Genomic DNA, 19153 nt, shown 5'->3' with positions numbered 1-19153 from the left:
CCCAAAAACAGATTGTTTAGAGTGGGAGCATCTTGCTCCCTAAAACTATGTAACAGTCGGCTTAAGATTAATGACAATCATCTTTTAACCTTTGACAGACTTCTGTAGCTTTATCTTTTTGCTCTTCAAAATTATGCCAAAACTGCTTTTCATATTCAAAGTTTTCCTCAATTATAGTTAATTGCTGTTGCAAAGCACGTTCCGCTAGATTAGTAATTTCATCAACTGATTCTTCAAACACACTAGTTACATAATCTAATCGTTTGAGAATCCACTCAAGTAAAATATCCCACAAACTTTCTCTTCCTTTCTCAATTCCACTTGACCATTGTTTGCCCATTAAATCTGGAGAAGGGAGAAAAAGTTCAACATACTCAATATCCTCGTAAATGTCACGAGTTACAGATCGTGTTTTTGTTCTCGATTTTGTACTAGAAAAACAAGAACCATCTTGATAATACTCTGTATAGTTCTCATTTTCTGTTTTTGTACCAACAACTTCTGTTTTTTTGGAACGCTCTTGTTTAATGGTATCTGGAAGTTCAAAAAACTTCTCAGGTAAAGCTGGCAAATTTTGAGCTAAATTTTTGCGTAAATTACTGATTGCTGCTTGCTCAAGGTTAACGGACGAAAAATTTTCGTCAGATAAACAAACTTGTAATCTTTTAACTTGTTCATCAACCAGTAATTGTAAAGTTTTTTCAAATTGTTGGGCTTTCGATTGAAGAACAAACTCCGCTCTGACGGATATAGCTTGTCTTATGATGTGATATAAGAGGCGAACATAGCGTTCATCATGCTCAAGTTCTTTTTTCCCTTTATCATTATCAGCCCGTACACGCTTAATCAAGTATTCTGAATCAGTAGCAAATTTACTGAGTCTTCGACTAACATTATCGTAAGCTTTAGCAATGTCATCAGCTAATGAAGGTGATGTAACTTCTCCTAGTTTATCTTTGAGTTCAAAAGCTCCTTCGTTATTCTTAAGAGCATCACGAACTGGAGCAATTAAAACTTTAGTCAAGTCTCCTTCTACATCGTTAACAACATCAAAAATTAGGGAAAAGCCATCAAATCCTTTTTTTTCAACTGTTTCTTTAAACTTAATCAGGTCATTCGGATCATCGCTTTTCAACCATTCTATTAGTTGTTCAATTTCGCCCTTAAATTCTTGCCCAATCTTTTTTATGTTTTTCTGCAAATCTTGACGGATTCTAGCAATATTCTCTCTTTCTTGTTGAACTTGCTCTTGATTGTAAATCTTTCGCGTTTGAATCAGAATATCCAGAGATTCTGCTAAAGCATTATAGTTATCGAATACTTCGACTAACGCCGGAAGTATTACCAGTTCAGCAAAAGATTTTTGAACGCGCAGACGGAAGCGAGTCCAAAGTTCTCTACCACCACTCCATTCTAGGGCATGGCGAAGAATTTGCCGCATGATTTCATCATCAATAGGTTCATTATCTTCTACCTGATCTTCAAGATTGCGAAACCAATTTTTTAAGCTTCGGTTTTCTTTAGTATTTAACTTAATAACCCCTGCACAATCTTGGAACATATATTTCAGAAGTTCTAGCCGTACCTCCTGATTTATCAGAGATGGTTCGTTCAAAGCTCCTGAACCCCAAGCACACTGAGCATAATATAAAAGACGAGCATTAAAAGGGAGAACATCAGGAAGTTCTGGAAGTGATAATACCTCTTTAATTTCTTCTCTTAACTTATCAATTCGCACTGACAGAGGTAAATCATCTGCTCCTCGCTGATCGACTCGATTTAAAATAAAAATCATCGAATCTGTGCGACCTTGTAGGTATTCGACAACTTTCTTTAACTCTTCTAATAAGCGTTGTCTGTGCTTATCATCGACTTGCAAATAATCCAAGGCTACCAAGCTAAAAGCTTTATTAACTTGCTCTTGGATAGTTGCTAAATTAGTCCGATCTTGAACAGATTTTAGTCCAGGTAAATCAATCAATTCAATTCCTATACCTTTCGGTAAACCTAGAAAAGAGCGATCGCAACCTGGTAAAAGAGGAACATAAGCGGCTATTTGTGGAGCAACATACTCCCGTTTTTTACGTGCATCATGATAGCAGTGCATAACTGCGCGAATCCGCTGGTATAAATCCTCATCATTTAATCCCGTCCATTCACCCGTATCCCAAGCAGCATCCTCTGTTTGTTCAATAATTAATCTTTGTTCTTGAGAATGTTTGAGGGTTAGTACTCCACCACTCATTTCCCCTGCTTCAATCGGGGCAATTTTTCGACCAATGAGTGCATTAACGATCGTTAATTTTCCAGAAGATGTTGTCCCAATAGTAGCAATCCGAAAACTAGGATTCTCTAGTCGTTGGACTGCTTCTTGATAAACATTTAAAAAATCTCTTAGGCAAGATTTAATGCTTTGATCTTCAAAAACATCAGGGGATGAATTGACTAAACTAGAGACTGAGTTACCTAATTCTTGTAAAAGGTTGCGAGTGTTGTTTAACTGAGTTTCTGTATCAAGTTCCATTTGGTTTTCTCTCTAAATTACTCTCAAGTTCGATCGATCGCCACCACTTCCAATACATATATAACAGTATAAACCGCTTCATTGGTTATGATCGCACTAACTACCCAAACAGCCAAAACGCCCTAAATTCAATAGTTTCTCAAACTTCCCAATAAAAATACACAGGTCACTAACCTGTGTCCAACAATCAAATAATTAACACTAAAAAATAAAACGAGCACGGAGGGATTTGAACCCCCGACACCCAGGACCGGAACCTGGTGCTCTATCCACTGAGCTACGTGCCCACACAATATTACTCATTATAGCACTTTGCTGGCTTATCAATTCAACAATTGGATTAAGAATTGAGGTGCGGGCAAAATGATTAACAACAGTAGTGCTAAGGAAAGTAACCCGAACAAGTCTCGCTTGTTGTCTAATTCTGTTACATCATTGAGTGCTGGTTCGTCGTACACAGGCATCAAAAACAGGAATACTGCCCATAATAGAAAGTCTCTGGGAATTAGCGTCACTTGGAAAAGTATCGGTATTAAAGAGACAAATAGCAACAGCAAGCGAGCAAGTTGACCAATGGCAGCTGCTCTTTTTTGTCCGAACATGGCATGGACGATGTGACCACCGTCGAGTTGTCCCACTGGCATTAAGTTTAAGGCTGTGACGATTAAACCTATGTAACCAGCTACGGCTACTGGATGAAGATTAATGGCGGTTTTGGCGGTGAGTTCGTTACCTAGAGCTAGTTTACTTAAGGTAGCTAACAAAATTGAAAAGTTGGGAATCAAGGCATTAAATTGTAATATTCCTGTCCTTTCTGGCAGTGGTACAACGCTAGAATTAGCCAAACCCCAAAATAGCAGGGGTAATGTAACGATAAAACCTGCTAATGGGCCTGCAATTCCGATATCGAATAAAGCTTTGCGGTTGGGTACGGGACTTCGCATTTGGATAAATGCGCCAAAAGTTCCCAGGAAAAAGGGGATGGGAATGAAATAGGGCAATGTGGTGAGAATTTTGTAGCGTTTCGCCATGAGGTAATGACCCATTTCGTGAACACCCAAAATGGTCATTAGTGCTAATGAATATGGTAAGCCTTTGAGTAATAAACTGGGGTCGGATTGGAGAGCTTTGACGGTAACGCCTGCGATTTCTGTGCCAATGACTGTGGTGGTAAAGAGGGTAATTAACAACAATGTTAAGGCTAGTCCGGGGCGGTATAAGTTGGCGTTTCGACGTTTAGCTTCGGGGTGGGCTTGGGGGTTGGGAACTAGGGCAAAGAAGGGTTGGTCGTTGAAACTATTTTGAAAGATGACTAGGAAGCGATCGCCAAACCTAGCCTCAATATTACCGCGAATCGTTTGATAAGCTTCCTCAGATTTAGCTCGCAAATGTCCCCGACAAATTACCGCTTGGGGATGGTACTCTAAGTCTTGCAGGTAGTACACTGACCAAGGGAAACAATCTCGCAGTTGTGCTTCCTCTTCTTTATTGATGGGGCGTACTTTTGCAGCTTCGGCATCAGCTGGCTTCGCTGTTTCTGGTGTCTTGGAGTTATTTGTTGTCTGATTTGCTTTCGCTTGCGGTTGTATTCTTCCCTTTTGAATCAGGTAAGTGTACAAAATTAACGAAGCAAAGAACACACCAAGTAACAAAAATGCTGGCATTGGTTGATTTCTGCCATAAGCTAAAATCCAGCCAGTCCAAACGAACGGTGGTGCCATCATTACCAACCACAATAACCAAACAGGCGTTGTGGTGATGCCAGCGACGCTACGCTTCACGATAAAGTAAGTAGCTATTCCCAGTAATACGAGCAATATGAGAATCATGTTATGTCCAAACTAGCAAGGGCTGTCTTGGACACTATTTCTGCCTTTCCACCCAATCGTGATACGTTGGGAGCAACAGCCTACCTTATTGTAGAAAACCAAACCAACTTTTTGATCGATTGTCCGGCTTGGGATAAAGAAAATCAACAATTTTTGCAAGAACAGGGTGGTGTTTCTTGGTTAATCCTCACTCACCGAGGCGGTATTGGTAAGGTAAAGGAGATTCAAGCAGCTTTCGATTGTCAAGTTTTAATTCAAGAACAGGAAGCTTATCTTTTGCCTGATTTAGAGGTAACGACTTTTGAACAAGATTTTCACCTGACTCCGCAGATTCAAGTTATCTGGACACCTGGACATTCTCCTGGTTCTTCCTGTGTTTATTCGATCGCTCAAGGAGGTGTATTATTTTCTGGTCGTCACCTGTTGCCCAATCAGCAAGGTTTACCTGTGCCTTTGCGAACTTCTAAGACTTTTCATTGGCGGCGACAATTGCGGAGTGTGGCTTGGTTGCGCGATCGCTTTTCCCCAAACACGCTAAACTACCTTTGTCCCGGTGCCAACACAGGCTTTCTCCGAGGCAAACGAGTCATCGAACAAGCTTATCACCACATAGCAGCTTTGGATTTGGAGGCAATGCTGGAAACACAACCTTCGATCTAAAGGCTTTAGGGACTGGGGACTGGGGATTGGGAAACTTTGTGGATTTCAATCAAAAATTTATCTTTTAATCTTCATCATCTGATTCTTCCGGTTCGTCGATACCTAGTTGTTGCTTTGAGCTTTTTAGCTGTTGCCAAAGACTCTTAATTTGTTGGTAAGCTTCCTCAGCAGAGATTTTACCGTTAGTTTGCAGAGCGCAAATGTAACTTATTCGTTGGGCAAACTCTTGCAAATTTGCATCAAACGCCAAGTACTCTGGGTTGAATTTGCCGTAATAACGACCTCTGGGGTAAAGAAAATCTTTGGAATCTGTCATCTTTTTTTACCCAGTTTCCTCATGGTGACAACTTAGCATTTGGTTTAATTAACCCAATCTTAATCTAAAGTTAATCTTAAAAAATTAAACTAAATCGTTTTACAAGCTAAAAGTGCGGAGTAGCGATCGAGAATCTCTACTCAGCACTATAGCCAATGGATTCAATGTTTTTAGGTGAATAATTCCAAGATTGGGTTAGCTATCCAATTCACACCGACGCGCAATTGGTGATTTAAACTAGGCATTCGGTAAAGATAAATCAGACGACGTAAAGTATAAGCTAACTGACCGCTTAATTGCAAACCCATACTACTGAGAGTGGCATCTTGAGTGCCTAAAATGAGGATTTCGCCTGTATTTTGATAGCGGAAAGAGAGTAAGGGTCGATCGCTTAAAGCCGCCCAAATATTCCAAGCCACAAAATCCGATTGTTGAAAAGCTGCTTGGGCAGAAGCGGGTACTTGTTCACCTTCAACATCCCGACAATCTGCTAAATCTCCTAAAACAAAGATTTCTGGACGATCGATCGCTTGCAGAGTTGATGTAGTAGTTAACTGGCTGCGTTGGTTTTGTTGCAAGGGTAAAATTTTCACTAGATTAGACCCCCGCATTCCTGCCGTCCAAATTACTAATTCAGCGGGAATTGTATCTATTTGTCCTTTATAAAGTAAAGAAATACTATCAGGTGTAATCGAATCAACTGTAGTTTCTAAATCAATCCAAATATCCTTAGTATTTAATACTTTAAGTGCAGTTTCCCGGTTAAACTCTGGGGATGTTCGCAGGATTTTATCGGCTTGTTCGATCAGTCGAAAGCGCCCTCTGTCGCCCAAGCGATCGGCTAATTTGCAAGCTAACTCCACACCACAATAACCTGCACCGACGATCGCCACGCGAATTTTATCTTTGTCCGAAGCTTCTAAAACTCGCAATCTTTCTTCGAGACGATTAACATCTGCTAAGGAACGGAAGGGAAAAGCATAAGCAGAAGCGCCCGGTACTATATCCAAAGGAGACTCCCCACCCAAAGCCAAAACTAGCTTGTCATAAGGTATTTCTGGGCTATCCTGCAATTGAACTCGTTGCTGTTCGATATCGATTCCCGAAACAATCCCTTGACAAAAACGAATATTTGTGGTTCTGAGAATTTCACTAAAACTGGGTGCAACTTCCCAAGCTTGTAATTCTTCAGTAATCAGTTCGTAGAGTAGGGGAGTGAAGACGAAGCGATCGCTGCGATCGACCAGGACAATTTCCGGTTTTTCCTCTCCTTCCCAAGGTAGCGAATCCAAACGTAAAGCCGTGTAGAGACCACCAAAGCCTCCACCTAATATACAAATACGCGCAGGTTGTTTGCTCATGGTTGAAGTCTTAGCAGGGGGACTCCTTTCAGGATAGCAAGGTGATTGGGGACTGGGGACTGGGGACTGGGGACTGGGGACTGGGGGAGATGGGGAGATGGGGAGATGGGGGGATGGGGAGATGGGGAGATGGGGAGATGGGGAGATGGGGAGATGGGGAGATGGGGAGATGGGGAGATGGGGAGATGGGGAGATGGGGAGATGGGGAGATGGGGAGAGATCTAGAACTAGAAACTCCCCCCATCCCCCTACCTCCCCACCCCCCCACCTCTTCATCTCCCCAGTCCCTAACCCCTAACCCCTAACCCCTACCCCCTGATCCCTGACTGTAGTTGAGTTTGCAATTGTTGTTCTGGTTGAATTAGGATGCCTGGGCGTTCCTTGACTATTGTTTTTGGTGAGGTGGCGCGATCGGGCCATAATAGCCAGCGACTACCAGCGGGTAATGAGTTAAGACTTAGAGAATTGGGAGTTAACCAAACAATTGGTTGATTTGGTGGAGGGGTGTTACCAGGGGTTTCGCTAAAGTTAACTGATGCTAGTGCTTCTAAAACTACGCGATGACCTTGGACTAAACCAGTGCTGGCTGTCCAAAGTTTAGCGCTTAGTTGCGTGCGTGTGGCGTAAAAATATAAGGAAGCAGCGGCAATTACTGCTTGTTCAAAGTTTTCGGCATTCCAAGGACTGGCGCTGTCTAAACAAATAACTACTTCTTGACCGCCTGTAAATACTTCTAATTCTCGGACGCGCAACTCGCCGTAGCGGGCACTAGTGCGCCAGTGAACGAAGCGGAAGGGATCTCCCCAACGGTAGGGACGAAGCGATCGCGTTAAGTCCTGATTTGCTAGTTGGGAACGACGATCGCGACTAAAATATTGCGGACTATCTTCTTGCCCGATTTCATCTATCAAAGGGCAGATAGTTAAGGGTAAAACAGTAGGATAAACGATCGCTGTCGTGGGAAGTTGACGTTCTCGCCGACACCAGAATAAACCTAAAGGCGTAGCAGTGCGTAATTGAATCGTATGCCAGCGGTAAACTCCACGTTGTTGGGTTGGTTGGTAATAAACCCAACGATGAGTTTGTCCCGGCAAAATTGTTTCGATAACGCCAGAGATAGGTTGACCGAGAATAAAAGGTATTAAATCTTTAATTTGCAGTAAAGTTTTTGGTTGAGAACTGTGATTGTGTAATTCTATTTCTACACTCAGTTCGTCGCCAGCACTAATTGGTTGAATGGGGAGTCGTTGGACTTGAATGCCTTTGAGCGATCGGACTGGCAAAGTTGCCGCTATAACCAGTAAAGCAAAACTGATGCCACTAATTACATACAGCCATCCAGCCATAGTATTTATAGCTGCTGCTAAAAAACAGATGGAAAAACCCCCTAACACCCAACCACTATAAGCAGGTACAACCCAACGACGTTCTAACCAATCTGCAAGACGATGCGCTATTCTCATATAGATTACCTTTTAGCTCAGGAAACTTAGAGGCAATTCATGAATTGCCCGTACTTAAAACAATGATTTAGTAGAGTTAGCAATGATGGCGATCGAACATCCACCGTTAAATTGACTCAATAGAATTTTTGTATATTTGCTGCACCAAAAGCAGCTACTTCACTTATTTTTCCCGATTGTCTTCCAGATTGCTAATGATACTTCTATCTTGATTCAAGTTGCTACATTTTCGTTAATTAATTTACAAAAGGAAGATAAAATGAACAGTTCAAACAGGTCTGCAATTACCTCAATGGATAACGCTACGGAATTTATCGCCGAAATAGCGGAAAATCAAACACCTGCAATCAACTCCCCGACTCGTCTACAACAAGAAACTATTTCCCCAGAACTTCCAGTACACGAACATGAAGGCAAAGCAGAAGTAGATGAAGCAACTAGGTTGAAAACAGGTTTACAAGAAATGCCTGTTCCGCCTCGTCGAGAAAAAAAGGGTGGGGAACATGAACCAAAACCTCGCCATGCTTCGGTATTTCCTTCTATTGAACGCATGGTAAAACACGCCCACACTCAACAAGCATCGGATATTCATATTCGGGTGGGAGAAGTTCCGAGATATCGCATTCGGGGACAAATTGTACCTGTGGGAAATCACGATCGCATTACCTCAGAACTGTTTCGCCAGTACCTTAATGAAATCCTAGCGCCAGATCAAATGAAGAGATTCCAAGAGTCTAAGGAATTAGATACGGCGATTTATTATCCTGGTTTGGTACGCTGTCGGGTAAATTGCTTTGAGTCACTGCTAGGCGGCGCGATGGTGTTGCGGTTAATTCCTCTGGAAGTACCTTCTCTTGATAGTTTGGGATTACCGCCTGTATTGAAAACTTTGGTCAAACGTCCTCAAGGTTTAATTCTAGTGACAGGGCCTACAGGTTCGGGGAAATCAACGACTTTGGCGGCGATGATTCGCTATATGAACGAGACGCAGCAGAAGCATATTATCACGATCGAAGACCCGATCGAATTCGTTCACACTTCCCACAAGTCTTTAGTTAGTCAAAGGGAAGTTGGGTTACATACTTATGAGTTCCACGACGCATTAAGGGCGGCTTTACGGGAAGACCCAGATGCGATATTAATTGGGGAGATGCGCGATCGCTTAACCGTAGATACAGCCATCAAAGCAGCCCAAACAGGTCACTTAGTTTTCGGAACTCTCCACACCCGTAGCGCTTTAAATACCATCAACCGTTTGTTGGGTATTTACAACCCAGATGAACAAGGCCCCGTGCGAATTCAACTGGTAGACTCTTTAGTAGCTGTAATTGCTCAAGCTTTGCTCCAAACTACAGATGGTAGACGCACCGCAGCACACGAAATTCTGATTAACACCCCCGCAATGCAAGATTACCTAGCTAAAGGTAATGAAGAAGAAGCTTATCACTTGTTAGAAAATGGTATTGATGAAGGTATGCAAGTACTCAACCAAGCTTTGTGTGACTTGTTGCTAATGGGCAAAATCAGCGGTGATGAAGCTTTGAAAATTTCTCCCGATGTGGGCGACTTGCGCCGTCGGGTACGTAATGAAGGTGTCGATCCTGCACGCGCTGCACGCGAGTTCCAAGATCAAAATAGTGGTTATAGTCCTATTTAGGGATTGGGGATTGGGGATTGGGGACTGGGGACTGGGAAAGTTTTGAGTTGATTTTTCCCTTGTCCCTTTGTCGTTTTTTCCGAGAGTGTTGGCGTAGCTTGCCTTTTGCATTTACATTATTTCTGAAGTTAGTGTGTATATATTTGCGATCGTGCTACGCGATCGCACAAACCAGAAATTACCAGAATAAAATCTCAACATGAATGCTCTCACCGTTAACTTCAATTCGATAATTAAACTGACAGATGAGCAATTTTTCCAACTTTGTCAGGATAACCGCAATTTGAGATTTGAACGCAATGCTAATGGAGAATTAATTATCATGCCACCGACGGGAGGAGAAACGGGAAATCGAAATGGTAGATTGACGCAACAATTATTTAATTGGACAGATGTTGATGGTACTGGTATTGCTTTCGATTCTTCCACAGGGTTTAAATTACCAAATGGTGCAGACCGTTCTCCTGATGTTGCTTGGATACCTTTAGAACGTTGGGATGGTTTAACTACTGAACAAAAAAGACGATTTCTGCCTCTTTGTCCCGATTTTGTAGTTGAATTACTTTCTCCCAGTGATAGTTTAACTGCAACTCAAGAGAAAATGCGCGAGTATTTAGCAAATGGCACTCGTTTGGGTTGGTTGATTGTGCGAGATTCCCGAAGAGTAGAAATTTACCGACAAGGTAGAGATGTTGAAGTTTTAGAATCTCCAGTTAGTTTGTCAGGAGAAGATGTTTTACCGAGATTTGTTCTGAATCTTGAACCGATTTGGTAAACTGCAATATTGCCTTTTAAAAAGTGCCTAAACTAATTTTGAACTGAGAATAGCGATTTTTAACATACTGTTTCAACACTGGATTTAAACTAAAAAACCTTGTTCGATCGCATTCTTTCACATCCAATAACAAACGCATTCCCAGTGATTGCATTGCATTGAGTAATTCTGAAGTTGGTAAATCTAAGTTTTTGATGAGATGTGCTAAACAAACAGGTTCATTTTCCTTAGCCAACTGAATCATTACAGCGATTTCTTGTGGTGTTAGACGCTGAAATTGTTGGTCTAGTTGTGCTTGCAAAGATTCGCTTAAAATCAGTGTATCACATTGCAAAAACTCAGAAACTTTCCCAGCAAATAACTCTTTAATTAGGTTAGCAGTAAATTCTAACCAAAGGGGATTACCTTGATATCGATCGATCAAACTTTGCCAACAGTCTTCATCTAATAATTCTTGTTCTCTAATAATTTCCTTAGCTGCTTCTCCTAAACCTTCTAACAATAAGCAATGTATGGCATTATTTTCTTTTTTTAATTGCGTCACTTCTCTAGGTTTTTCCCAAGAATTTACTATCAAACAACTCTGATGAGTAACTTGGGTAATTAATTGAAAAAATAAGTGATAATTTTCATAACCAGTTTGATATTGTCCGGCAAGTTGTTTACTGCTAAAAAGGGTATGTATATCATCAAGGATAATTAAACAACGATGCTGGCGGAGGTAGTTGATAAGTTGGGAAAGTTGGGTTTCAATATTTTGGGGAGTTTCTGATTTTGGCGCGAAGATTTGTAGTAGGTTGGTGAGGGTTGTTTCTATGGTTGGGGAAAAGCGCAGACTGCGATAAATTATGTATTCAAAGTTGTGTTTGATTTGTTCAATTAGTTGTAGTGAAAGGGTGGTTTTGCCGATTCCACTAATGCCTAAAATGGCGATGAGGCGTGTGTTTTGTTGTAAGATCCAGGTTTCTAGGGTGGTAAGTTGGGTTGTGCGATCGAAAAAACTAAAAATTTCCGGTGCGTCGCCTAAGTCAATGTGCGGTTTTGGGGTTTGTTGGGGTTGTTGTGTGGGGGTTTGCGATCGCGCTTCATCTGCAAAAATATTAATATTATTGAATGTTGAATTGGTTTGGCAAACATTTGAACCAATAAAATTATTATTTTTTAAATTTATAAATATACCTCGAAAATTAGCCTTAGTAACTTTTTCACCTAATGCTTGTGATAGATTATTCCATAATTCATGTCCGACATTTTTAACATGACTTTCACTAAAACCATTATCTTGAGCAATTTCTGAGTAGGTTTGACCTTGAATAGTGCCTTTTAATACAGTCTTTTGTAAATGATCTAAATGTTTTCCGGTTTTGGCAAAGACTAGAGCCTCTGCCAATTGTAAGACTTCCGCAATATCCATATATTCAATAAATAGTGACTTGAAAGATATTATACCAAAATTTTAGTACTTTTCGTACTTTGACTAGATGACGAAATACAGTACTTTTCATACGGCAACCTAGCGATCTCATTCTTTAGGATAGAGTTGTTTAACTGATATAGTTCCGAAAAAAGAAAGTACAGGTGTAACTTTGCTTAAATCAGACACACTCACGGTTTTATTTTTTGGTAAAACGGGTGTTGGCAAAAGTAGCACTCTAAATTCTCTGTTTGGATTAAACTGGGCTACAGATGATGCCATTGCTTGTACTAAAGCACCTCAGTTTACTTATTTGGATCGTTCTCACTATCTAGATTTACCATACCAGCAAGTACGACTTGTTGATATGCCTGGAATTGGTGAAAGCGTGACTGATGATGAAAAGTATATGCCATTTTATGAAGAATGGATACCTCAAACCCATTCTTTAGTGTGGGTAACTCAAGCAGATACCAGAGCCTACAAACGGGATGAAATTTTTCTGACTAAGTTGATGCCGTTATTCCAACCTTCTCTTTTCTTAACTGTTGCTCTTAACAAAATAGATTGTCTAGGAGTTGATGAAGGTGAAAAAGCCTTTAATTTTGAAACAGGAGAGCCTTCTGAAGCTCAACTTAGGCAAATACCTGAGAAAGTAGATGATGTCTATGGAATTTTCAAAAGTGTTATCAATGGAAAAGTAATTTTTGAAAAAAGTCAAATTATCCCGTATACATCTATTCATCAATGGGGTTTACAAAACCTCAAAAACAAAGTTTTTCAAAGGAATTGAATATCATGCTAGGTTCTTTATTTGGTAAAAGTAGCAAAACTCCACTTCGCCTTGTCATTGGTTTAAATCAAGTTGATAAAATGGTTCCAGATGGCTGGGATCTGCGTTTAAATATGCCCACTGATAAAGCAGAAAAAGAAATTCAGCGTCGTTCCAATGACATTGTTCATAGATTGACAAAATATGCTGACATATCCCCTGCAAACATAGAATATTACTCAGCTTTAAAGCGGTATCGTTTGATACCTTTACTAACTAAAATAATCAAGAATGCCTATGCAGGATTCAAGCTGGATAACGTGCAACCTGCTGACCTTTTTGAATTAGCAGATCCAGAAGTGAAAGCATTTGCAGATGAGGAACGTAAAAGACGCGCAAAAAGCAAGGGCAAGGAAGTTACATCGAAAGACATAATGTTCGATGAAATGAAAAAGATTCTATCAGAAGATGAGCTTAATTTGGTGTTAAATAAGTTTAAACGGGAGCGCCAATTACCACCAAAAGTAGCGATTTTGGGCAAAGCAGGTGTTGGTAAAACAACAACTATTAATAGTGTATTTAATGCCCAGTGGAAGACAAGTCATACCATTGTTGGTACGACTAAGGCACAGATGAAAGAATTTGAACTGTCAACAGGTGGAACATTAAATGTTGTTGACTTACCGGGTTATGGGCGGAGTGTAGCTGAAGATCGAGAGTACGAAAAAATATATCAAGAAATGATTCCTTCTTGTGATTTGGTATTCTTAGTTTTGCAAGCAAATACCAGAGATTTGGCAGACGATGAGGAGATGATTTTAAAAATTACAGAATGGCTAAAAGATTTTCCTACACCACAAAGGTAATAAGGCTGTAACATGGCACTAACTGAAGATGATATGAGAAAGATCCAGAGGATATTCGATCAGTTAGATTATTACGATCAACAAAGGGTTTTATCCTCTCGACAAGCTTTTGAAAATTGGCTGTATAATACAGCTTACTCAATTTATTGTAAGGTGAGAGATTGGTTAAATGATCTTTGGAACTGGCTATTTAGATAGTTATTACACAGCGAGATAGAGGGAGTTTTAGAGGCAACACTAACATGGCAATGACAGCAGCAGAAAAACAGCGCGTTATGCAGATGCTCGATGAAATTGATAGAAGCCAGTTAGATAGAATTTTGGCTTCGGTAGAAGCTTTTGGAAATTGGTTATATAACCAAGCCTACTCAATTTACTGTAAAGTCAGAGACTCATTGAGGAGCTTGTGGCAATCAATTTGTAATTTTTTCAGTTAGTCTGTTGTTAATTTAGAAGGATATTTATATGGCATTAAGTGATTACGAAAAGCAGCTAATAATTGATGAACTCGATCTGTTAGAGGCGGCAACAAGAGCATTAGTCCTAGCGTCGCTTGATGCTTTTGCAGATTGGTTGGCAGGTGTACTTTATGCAATTTATCTCAAAGTCAAAGATGCACTAATCAGGTTATGGAATTGGCTGCGTTCAAAATTCTAAGATGAATTTTAATTTACTAAACTCTTTGAGCTAAAGCTGGCTGTTTCGCGATCGCACATCTCCATCTTGTCTGGAAAAAGCGATCGCACTCTAATTTTCTGCTTTTATGCGATCGCACACTCCCATCTTTTCCCAAAAGCGATCGCACTTTCCCATCTTTTCTGGAAAAAGCGATCGCATTTTTAATCTCTTTAACAGTCAACAAGTCTTCTGAACATTTGATTCACTGATTTTACCGATTTCTTTTTCACATCGATCGTAGATTACCTTAGCTTGTTCGCACTGTTCTCTAATTTGCTGCTCAAAAGTTCTCGCCATTTCCAGCAGTTCCAGCAATTCCCGTTCATCTGGTAATTTTTTCATTGCAATCTTTCCAAGCGATCAATAATTTTTTCTAACCCTATTTTAGATTCCAAAGCACGTCCTAGCAAATCTCCTAGTTCTTCGCCAGCATTTTGCACTATTTCCGCTGCTACATTTTCTGGCAACAGTAGCTCTACAATAGAATTAAGCCGCCTTTTGTAGATTTCTACAAGAAATAAGGAATTATTAAGAGAAGCAAAAAAACTAACGAGAATATCATTGTTTGGAAAAAGCTCTAACAAAGGTCTAATTAGATTCATCCCTCGTGTCGCTTCTTGCTCAATTTGCCTGAGTTCTCCATTGAGTCTGTCAATAATATCCTGAATTTCTGAAGGGATAGACATGGAAGTTCACAATGATTATTATGATTGCTCAACTTATCATTTTTTCTGCTTTTATGCGTTGGCGAAGCCTGCCGTAAGCATATCGCCTAATACACTTAACTACCAAAGAAAAAGCAACTTACCAAATCACATTTACTGGATATTGGGCAACAATTGGATCGCAACTAACTAAGGCAGCATTTGAAGATATTCCGCGATCGCGTCCCGCCAAATAATCTTGCCAAGCTGCTTCGCTTTCGGCTATTTCTTCAGCTCGAATCACTTCCGAATCGCCTTCAACTTCCACCCCCTGATTAAGTATGTTTTTTAATTCTTCTGATAACCGCAATTTCTCGGATATAGAAAGTTGTTGAACTTGATTGAGTACTTCGTTATAAGTAGACATAAATTCGCTCTTTAAACATTTAATTTTTGGTCTATTACTCACAACATATACACTTCTGGCAAGTAAACTATAAAGCCATTCTTTACATTCTTTCGCTTCACCAGTATTATTTGGCGAGGCAACTAGCCCAAGTACTCCCGTATCTAAAAAAACAATCATTCTTTGCTGTAAAGCTTATGTCCTGGCATTCGCGCACTATCGACTATTTTTTTGAAAGATTCAAAGTAGCTTTCTCTTTGCTTTGATTCCTCTTCAGTAACTTCTTCTTCTAACCAACTTTTTAGAAGTTGCATTGCTGCCTGATTCTTTTGCAGCTGTTCTGCTTCCGTTTTTCCTTTATGCTTCAAAAAAGGTGTTAAAGAGTTACCCATTATTTTAAATAGTTCCATAAAATCCAGCTATAATAACTAGAATAGCATTTATCATCTTTATTAGCTAGTGACCCAAAAGTGCGTAGGTGTAGCCTGAAAAAATTGCATATCGCACTCTCTGATCTTTTCCTTTCAAGCGATAATGCTACGCATCGCTGCGCGATCGCACTATTTATACGCATCACCACGCGGACTAATTTTAGTCAATATATATACTTTGTTTTCATCATCTATCAGAAACATTATGCGGTAGTCACCCACCCGTAGCCGCCATTCAGGACGACCTTTAAGTGGTTTTATATCTACCATTTGTCGGTCTGCCAATAATATTTTCAAAGCCCGGACAATACGTTTTGGACTTTGGACAAAAGAAAAGTTGCTTCGCGATGTTATAACGCGAAGTAATTATAATTAATAATGAAGAATTAGGTTGATTTAAGCAGCAGTCGGTGTCGAAGACGGGTTCTTTTTCATCTTTTTCCCCTTTTTGACCACAGGATATCGTTTTCTTTTCTCTTTGGAGTCACCTTGTACCCGCCCGCTCGAAAAACCACGAGGTTTGGGAGAAACTGCCGGAGTACCAATCGTGCGAATAATTCGGTAGAAGTCTCTTTGCACTAAACTAGGTGTTATAGAATGATGAGTTTTTTTGTGATAAGATTTTTCTTTTCGGGCGAGGAAGAGCTGACACCAATTCTCTGGCTGCCCATAATTGGATATAAGCCAGCTGCGTTAGTTGAACCCAATTTTCTTCATGCTCTACATCTGGGGTTTGAAAAGAATTCATCAACAAACGTTGTTTGTTAAAGCGCAAAGTATGTTCCATATCAAATCGTTGTCGGTAAGATAAATAGCAGTCCATAATAGTTAATTCATTTCGCCTAGTACCAAGCACAATTAACCACATCGGATGCCATAATTGCTGACCAAATTCATCAGTAACCCTCACCTGTAATAAAGTAAAAGGATGTTGGTGCATCGGATATTCTTTCGTTCCCCGCATCAACATTTGATGCCAAGCAGAGATGTTTAATTGCAGACAACGCCCACGACGAGTAGTGAAATTTGTCTGTACTGTTTCATCAGGTTGATGCCAAGTAGTTTCATCTTTTAAATCAAATCGTTCTCCATACCACAGTCGGTGTCCCCGACCGGAATTAGCTGTTTCACTACTGGATGGTTGACGATAGAAAACTCGATTGCTACGTACTCTCGTGATTAGCACCAAATTAGACTCTTTGGAGAGTGCATCTAGAAATTGACGTTGGGAGTAATAACTATCAGCTACCAGCACAGATAATTGTTCTTGTTCAAAGGCGGGACAATGATGGAGTGTTGTATCTATCTGCTCTACTCCCACAGCTATACTATTAGTATTAGATCTGACTCTTTGGGTGCTTAAAGGAATTGACCAAGGGATATTTTGAGTGCCTTCTGACTCTGGCAGAAATGATAATAAAGAGTACTGATGCCCGATGTTAATCGGTTTATTACCTTTAATAGTATTCGGTTGATGGATGTATGTCCGGTCTGGTAATGTAGGAGAAAATGGGCGTGGGATGGGGGTTGTGTCCAAACCAAATAAATGAAAATTTCGCTTAGTCGGTGCTTTAATTAATGGAGAAAGCGTTTTTAGTAGAGATTTTTGAAGTTGTTTTCTTTCGGCAACTGCTGTGTTGGGGCTACTCGGTACAAAAAATTGTCTAATTGCTTTATATAAAGCACTATAACCGCGACGGAAAGAAGGATGCTCACATAATTCTACTGGGGTTTGAGCCGTGATATTTCCCGTAATAGCATCCAATAAATCCATTACACTGTCACGATTAAGAGGGAAGTTAGCGTAAACATTTTGGCGAAATTGCTGAAATTGAGCGAGTTGGTCTTCACAGGATATGGTAGACATCAAAAAATGGTAAAAGAGAGTTTTTGTTAACAATAGTCGCGAAGTATTTTACCATTTAATTACACATTTGTTTTCTATCTAGTTATGAAGCACGCCAAACCAAAACTGGCTCCCAACTTAGCTAAAAGAGCAGAACGCTTAACTGCTACTATCGCGACTTTAAAAGTTAAAATTCAACAAATTTACGATGAAGGTGAGGTATCTCCCAAGGGGTGCTACGTGGCCCGTTATCAGGTACGACAACAACAGAAAATTTATTGGTACTACAAATTACAGGCGACTGAACCGATTTTTGAGCAAGCATTCATATCCCCAAAAGAAGAGTAAGTATAGACATTTGGGACGCGCTGGTAGTGAGGAGCATATTACCGCAGTAGTCCAGGTGGTTAGACGTAACCAAATTGATGAACTTGAACGGACGATTAATTCTTTAACTAATAGTTTACTTGACTTATATTATGACGGTGAAAGTGAGATTGTTCCCGATAAATTCGATTGATTAGTGTATAAATTTCTCACCCCACCTCTTGACATTAAAGCTTGTTAAACAACAATTTACTTCGCGCTCGTTAGTCGCGAAACGCTTTTCTTCTTTGTCCAAAGTCCAATTAAAAGTGATTGCACAGTTTCCAATGTTTTTCTTCAGACATGATATCAGACATTTTGCTTACAGAAGGAAGCAAGGGACTGAGGACTGGGAAGTTTTGAATTTTGAGTACATTCTTCCCTTGTCCCCTTATCTCCTTATCTGTGAGGTTTTGGTGGTGCAATCGCTATTTCCCAAATAGTTCCCTTGACAATGACTAGAACACACTCTCTAAAACTAAAGAGAGTGTGTAGCCTAGAAATTAGATTTATCCACGTTTACGGCAAACTTGCTGAATTAAATAAGACACTTGCCGGGAAGTGAGAGGTTGTCCAGGACTGTTCACACGAGCATTTCGACAATCAACAGTAATAGAGACAACGCCTGCGGTTGTTGCAATCGTAACTAAGAAAGTTTGGCCAGCTCTATTATACATTCCTAGTATTTTTGGCAACTGCCTTACTATAGCAGCTTGTGAATAAGCTGGAGAAGACGCTAAAACAGTAGTAGCTACAAGAGCCAAAGATATAGATTTCTTCATTGGTTTTTGATTCGGTTGAAAAGTTGATTTGTAGTAAACACACTTTTCCAAAGTTCTATTTTGATAAACATTAGTATTTTGAAGCAAACGAATCTCTGCCTTATACGCTGCTTAACAGACATCATTAATCACAATAATTCTGTAAGTGCGTCAAGAGCAAAGTTGCACCCTTAAAAATTATTTTAAAGAGTTTTTGACAAACTTAAGATTGACTACTCTCAGAATGAGAAATAATCTTTTGGGGCTGGTATTTTGTCAGGGAAGATGCACAGCACCCTTTATTTAGAACTATGGAAAGCTTTTACTTGAGTTAATTATACTCTTGAAATATATATAGCCAGTCTAAATGAGTCATGAAAGAAG

At 40.0% G+C, this 19153-nt stretch carries 20 protein-coding genes, 1 tRNA gene and 2 pseudogenes; 8 read left to right on the top strand and 15 right to left on the bottom strand.

The annotated features are described in order from the left end of the window. Positions 1–67: 67 nt before the first annotated feature. The 3 genes from ACE1CA_RS16640 to ACE1CA_RS16630 form a co-directional block, all read right to left on the bottom strand. Positions 68–2524, bottom strand: coding sequence for a dynamin family protein (locus ACE1CA_RS16640; protein ID WP_413281554.1), 2457 nt, complete (start codon positions 2522–2524; stop codon positions 68–70). Positions 2525–2738: 214 nt separating this feature from the next. Further along, positions 2739–2811: transfer RNA gene (locus ACE1CA_RS16635), tRNA-Arg, on the bottom strand. 36 nt (positions 2812–2847) lie between these two features. Further along, positions 2848–4353 carry a site-2 protease family protein gene (locus tag ACE1CA_RS16630; protein WP_413281555.1) on the bottom strand — a complete coding sequence of 502 codons (1506 nt, stop codon included), beginning with the start codon at positions 4351–4353 and terminating at the stop codon, positions 2848–2850. A gap of 3 nt (positions 4354–4356) precedes the next feature. On the opposite strand from ACE1CA_RS16630, the gene ACE1CA_RS16625 reads away from it, so the two are divergent. Then, the gene (locus ACE1CA_RS16625; RefSeq protein ID WP_413281556.1) at positions 4357–5013 is read left to right on the top strand and encodes an MBL fold metallo-hydrolase; all 657 of its coding nucleotides are present in this window, start codon (positions 4357–4359) and stop codon (positions 5011–5013) included. 64 nt (positions 5014–5077) lie between these two features. On the opposite strand, the gene ACE1CA_RS16620 is transcribed toward ACE1CA_RS16625, so the two are convergent. Both ACE1CA_RS16620 and ACE1CA_RS16615 read right to left on the bottom strand, forming a co-directional pair. Further along, positions 5078–5329 carry a DUF7219 family protein gene (locus ACE1CA_RS16620; protein ID WP_413281557.1) on the bottom strand — a complete coding sequence of 84 codons (252 nt, stop codon included), beginning with the start codon at positions 5327–5329 and terminating at the stop codon, positions 5078–5080. A 170-nt stretch (positions 5330–5499) separates the two neighbouring features. Beyond that, positions 5500–6690 (bottom strand): NAD(P)/FAD-dependent oxidoreductase, encoded by a 1191-nt coding sequence (locus ACE1CA_RS16615; protein WP_413281559.1) that lies wholly within the window; start codon positions 6688–6690, stop codon positions 5500–5502. 41 nt (positions 6691–6731) lie between these two features. Here ACE1CA_RS16615 and ACE1CA_RS16610 point away from each other — a divergent pair, with 41 nt between their 5' ends. Continuing rightward, positions 6732–6995: an isopentenyl pyrophosphate isomerase gene (locus ACE1CA_RS16610; RefSeq protein ID WP_486517411.1), complete on the top strand. Its 264-nt coding sequence runs from the start codon at positions 6732–6734 to the stop codon at positions 6993–6995. 3 nt (positions 6996–6998) lie between these two features. Here the strand turns inward: ACE1CA_RS16610 and ACE1CA_RS16605 are convergent, their stop codons facing one another. Further along, positions 6999–8153 carry a DUF58 domain-containing protein gene (locus ACE1CA_RS16605; RefSeq protein WP_413276756.1) on the bottom strand — a complete coding sequence of 385 codons (1155 nt, stop codon included), beginning with the start codon at positions 8151–8153 and terminating at the stop codon, positions 6999–7001. A gap of 463 nt (positions 8154–8616) precedes the next feature. On the opposite strand from ACE1CA_RS16605, the gene ACE1CA_RS16600 reads away from it, so the two are divergent. Both ACE1CA_RS16600 and ACE1CA_RS16595 read left to right on the top strand, forming a co-directional pair. Next, the gene (locus tag ACE1CA_RS16600) at positions 8617–9810 is read left to right on the top strand and encodes a type IV pilus twitching motility protein PilT (protein WP_413276770.1); all 1194 of its coding nucleotides are present in this window, start codon (positions 8617–8619) and stop codon (positions 9808–9810) included. 199 nt (positions 9811–10009) lie between these two features. Further along, a complete protein-coding gene (locus tag ACE1CA_RS16595) occupies positions 10010–10585 on the top strand; it encodes a Uma2 family endonuclease (RefSeq protein WP_413276757.1) in 576 nt (191 codons plus the stop codon). Between the two features lie 16 nt (positions 10586–10601). On the opposite strand, the gene ACE1CA_RS16590 is transcribed toward ACE1CA_RS16595, so the two are convergent. Further along, the gene (locus ACE1CA_RS16590; RefSeq protein ID WP_413276758.1) at positions 10602–11999 is read right to left on the bottom strand and encodes a helix-turn-helix domain-containing protein; all 1398 of its coding nucleotides are present in this window, start codon (positions 11997–11999) and stop codon (positions 10602–10604) included. Between the two features lie 172 nt (positions 12000–12171). On the opposite strand from ACE1CA_RS16590, the gene ACE1CA_RS16585 reads away from it, so the two are divergent. The 3 genes from ACE1CA_RS16585 (at position 12172) to ACE1CA_RS16575 (ending at position 14294) form a co-directional block, all read left to right on the top strand. Next, positions 12172–12792, top strand: coding sequence for a GTPase family protein (locus ACE1CA_RS16585; protein WP_413276759.1), 621 nt, complete (start codon positions 12172–12174; stop codon positions 12790–12792). After that, positions 12747–13637 carry a GTPase gene (locus ACE1CA_RS16580; RefSeq protein ID WP_486517410.1) on the top strand — a complete coding sequence of 297 codons (891 nt, stop codon included), beginning with the start codon at positions 12747–12749 and terminating at the stop codon, positions 13635–13637. The genes ACE1CA_RS16585 and ACE1CA_RS16580 overlap by 46 nt, the downstream gene beginning before the upstream one ends. A 465-nt stretch (positions 13638–14102) precedes the next feature. Next, entirely contained in the window at positions 14103–14294 is a 192-nt protein-coding gene (locus ACE1CA_RS16575; protein WP_413276761.1) for a hypothetical protein, read from the top strand. A 16-nt stretch (positions 14295–14310) separates the two neighbouring features. Here the strand turns inward: ACE1CA_RS16575 and ACE1CA_RS16570 are convergent, their stop codons facing one another. The 7 genes and pseudogenes from ACE1CA_RS16570 to ACE1CA_RS16540 all read right to left on the bottom strand — a co-directional run bounded on the left by ACE1CA_RS16570 (position 14311) and on the right by ACE1CA_RS16540 (position 17663). Then, a complete protein-coding gene (locus tag ACE1CA_RS16570; RefSeq protein WP_413276762.1) occupies positions 14311–14496 on the bottom strand; it encodes a hypothetical protein in 186 nt (61 codons plus the stop codon). Beyond that, the gene (locus ACE1CA_RS16565; RefSeq protein ID WP_413276763.1) at positions 14493–14657 is read right to left on the bottom strand and encodes a hypothetical protein; all 165 of its coding nucleotides are present in this window, start codon (positions 14655–14657) and stop codon (positions 14493–14495) included. The genes ACE1CA_RS16570 and ACE1CA_RS16565 overlap by 4 nt, the downstream gene beginning before the upstream one ends. Continuing rightward, entirely contained in the window at positions 14654–15001 is a 348-nt protein-coding gene (locus tag ACE1CA_RS16560) for a hypothetical protein (RefSeq protein WP_413276764.1), read from the bottom strand. Before ACE1CA_RS16560 ends, ACE1CA_RS16565 begins: the two co-directional genes overlap by 4 nt. A gap of 118 nt (positions 15002–15119) precedes the next feature. Continuing rightward, entirely contained in the window at positions 15120–15545 is a 426-nt protein-coding gene (locus ACE1CA_RS16555) for a hypothetical protein (RefSeq protein WP_413276765.1), read from the bottom strand. Then, positions 15542–15757 carry a hypothetical protein gene (locus ACE1CA_RS16550; RefSeq protein WP_486517409.1) on the bottom strand — a complete coding sequence of 72 codons (216 nt, stop codon included), beginning with the start codon at positions 15755–15757 and terminating at the stop codon, positions 15542–15544. Before ACE1CA_RS16550 ends, ACE1CA_RS16555 begins: the two co-directional genes overlap by 4 nt. A gap of 168 nt (positions 15758–15925) precedes the next feature. After that, on the bottom strand, positions 15926–16081 hold the full coding sequence (locus ACE1CA_RS16545; RefSeq protein ID WP_486517408.1) for a type II toxin-antitoxin system RelE family toxin: 156 nt from the start codon (positions 16079–16081) through the stop codon (positions 15926–15928). 111 nt (positions 16082–16192) lie between these two features. Then, a pseudogene (locus ACE1CA_RS16540) lies at positions 16193–17663 on the bottom strand (NF041680 family putative transposase). Positions 17664–17747: 84 nt separating this feature from the next. Between ACE1CA_RS16540 and ACE1CA_RS16535 the strand changes: the two are divergent. Further along, positions 17748–18162: pseudogene (locus ACE1CA_RS16535) on the top strand (transposase). Between the two features lie 355 nt (positions 18163–18517). Here ACE1CA_RS16535 and ACE1CA_RS16530 read toward each other — a convergent pair. Next, entirely contained in the window at positions 18518–18877 is a 360-nt protein-coding gene (locus ACE1CA_RS16530) for a hypothetical protein (RefSeq protein WP_413278350.1), read from the bottom strand. Between the last annotated feature and the right edge of the window lie 276 nt (positions 18878–19153).

It is taken from the genome of Floridaenema evergladense BLCC-F167, from assembly GCF_041929205.2.
Taxonomy (GTDB): domain Bacteria; phylum Cyanobacteriota; class Cyanobacteriia; order Cyanobacteriales; family Aerosakkonemataceae; genus Floridanema; species Floridanema evergladense.
The sequence above is the reverse complement of the archived record's forward strand: the minus strand, read 5'-3'. Positions and strand labels throughout refer to the sequence as shown.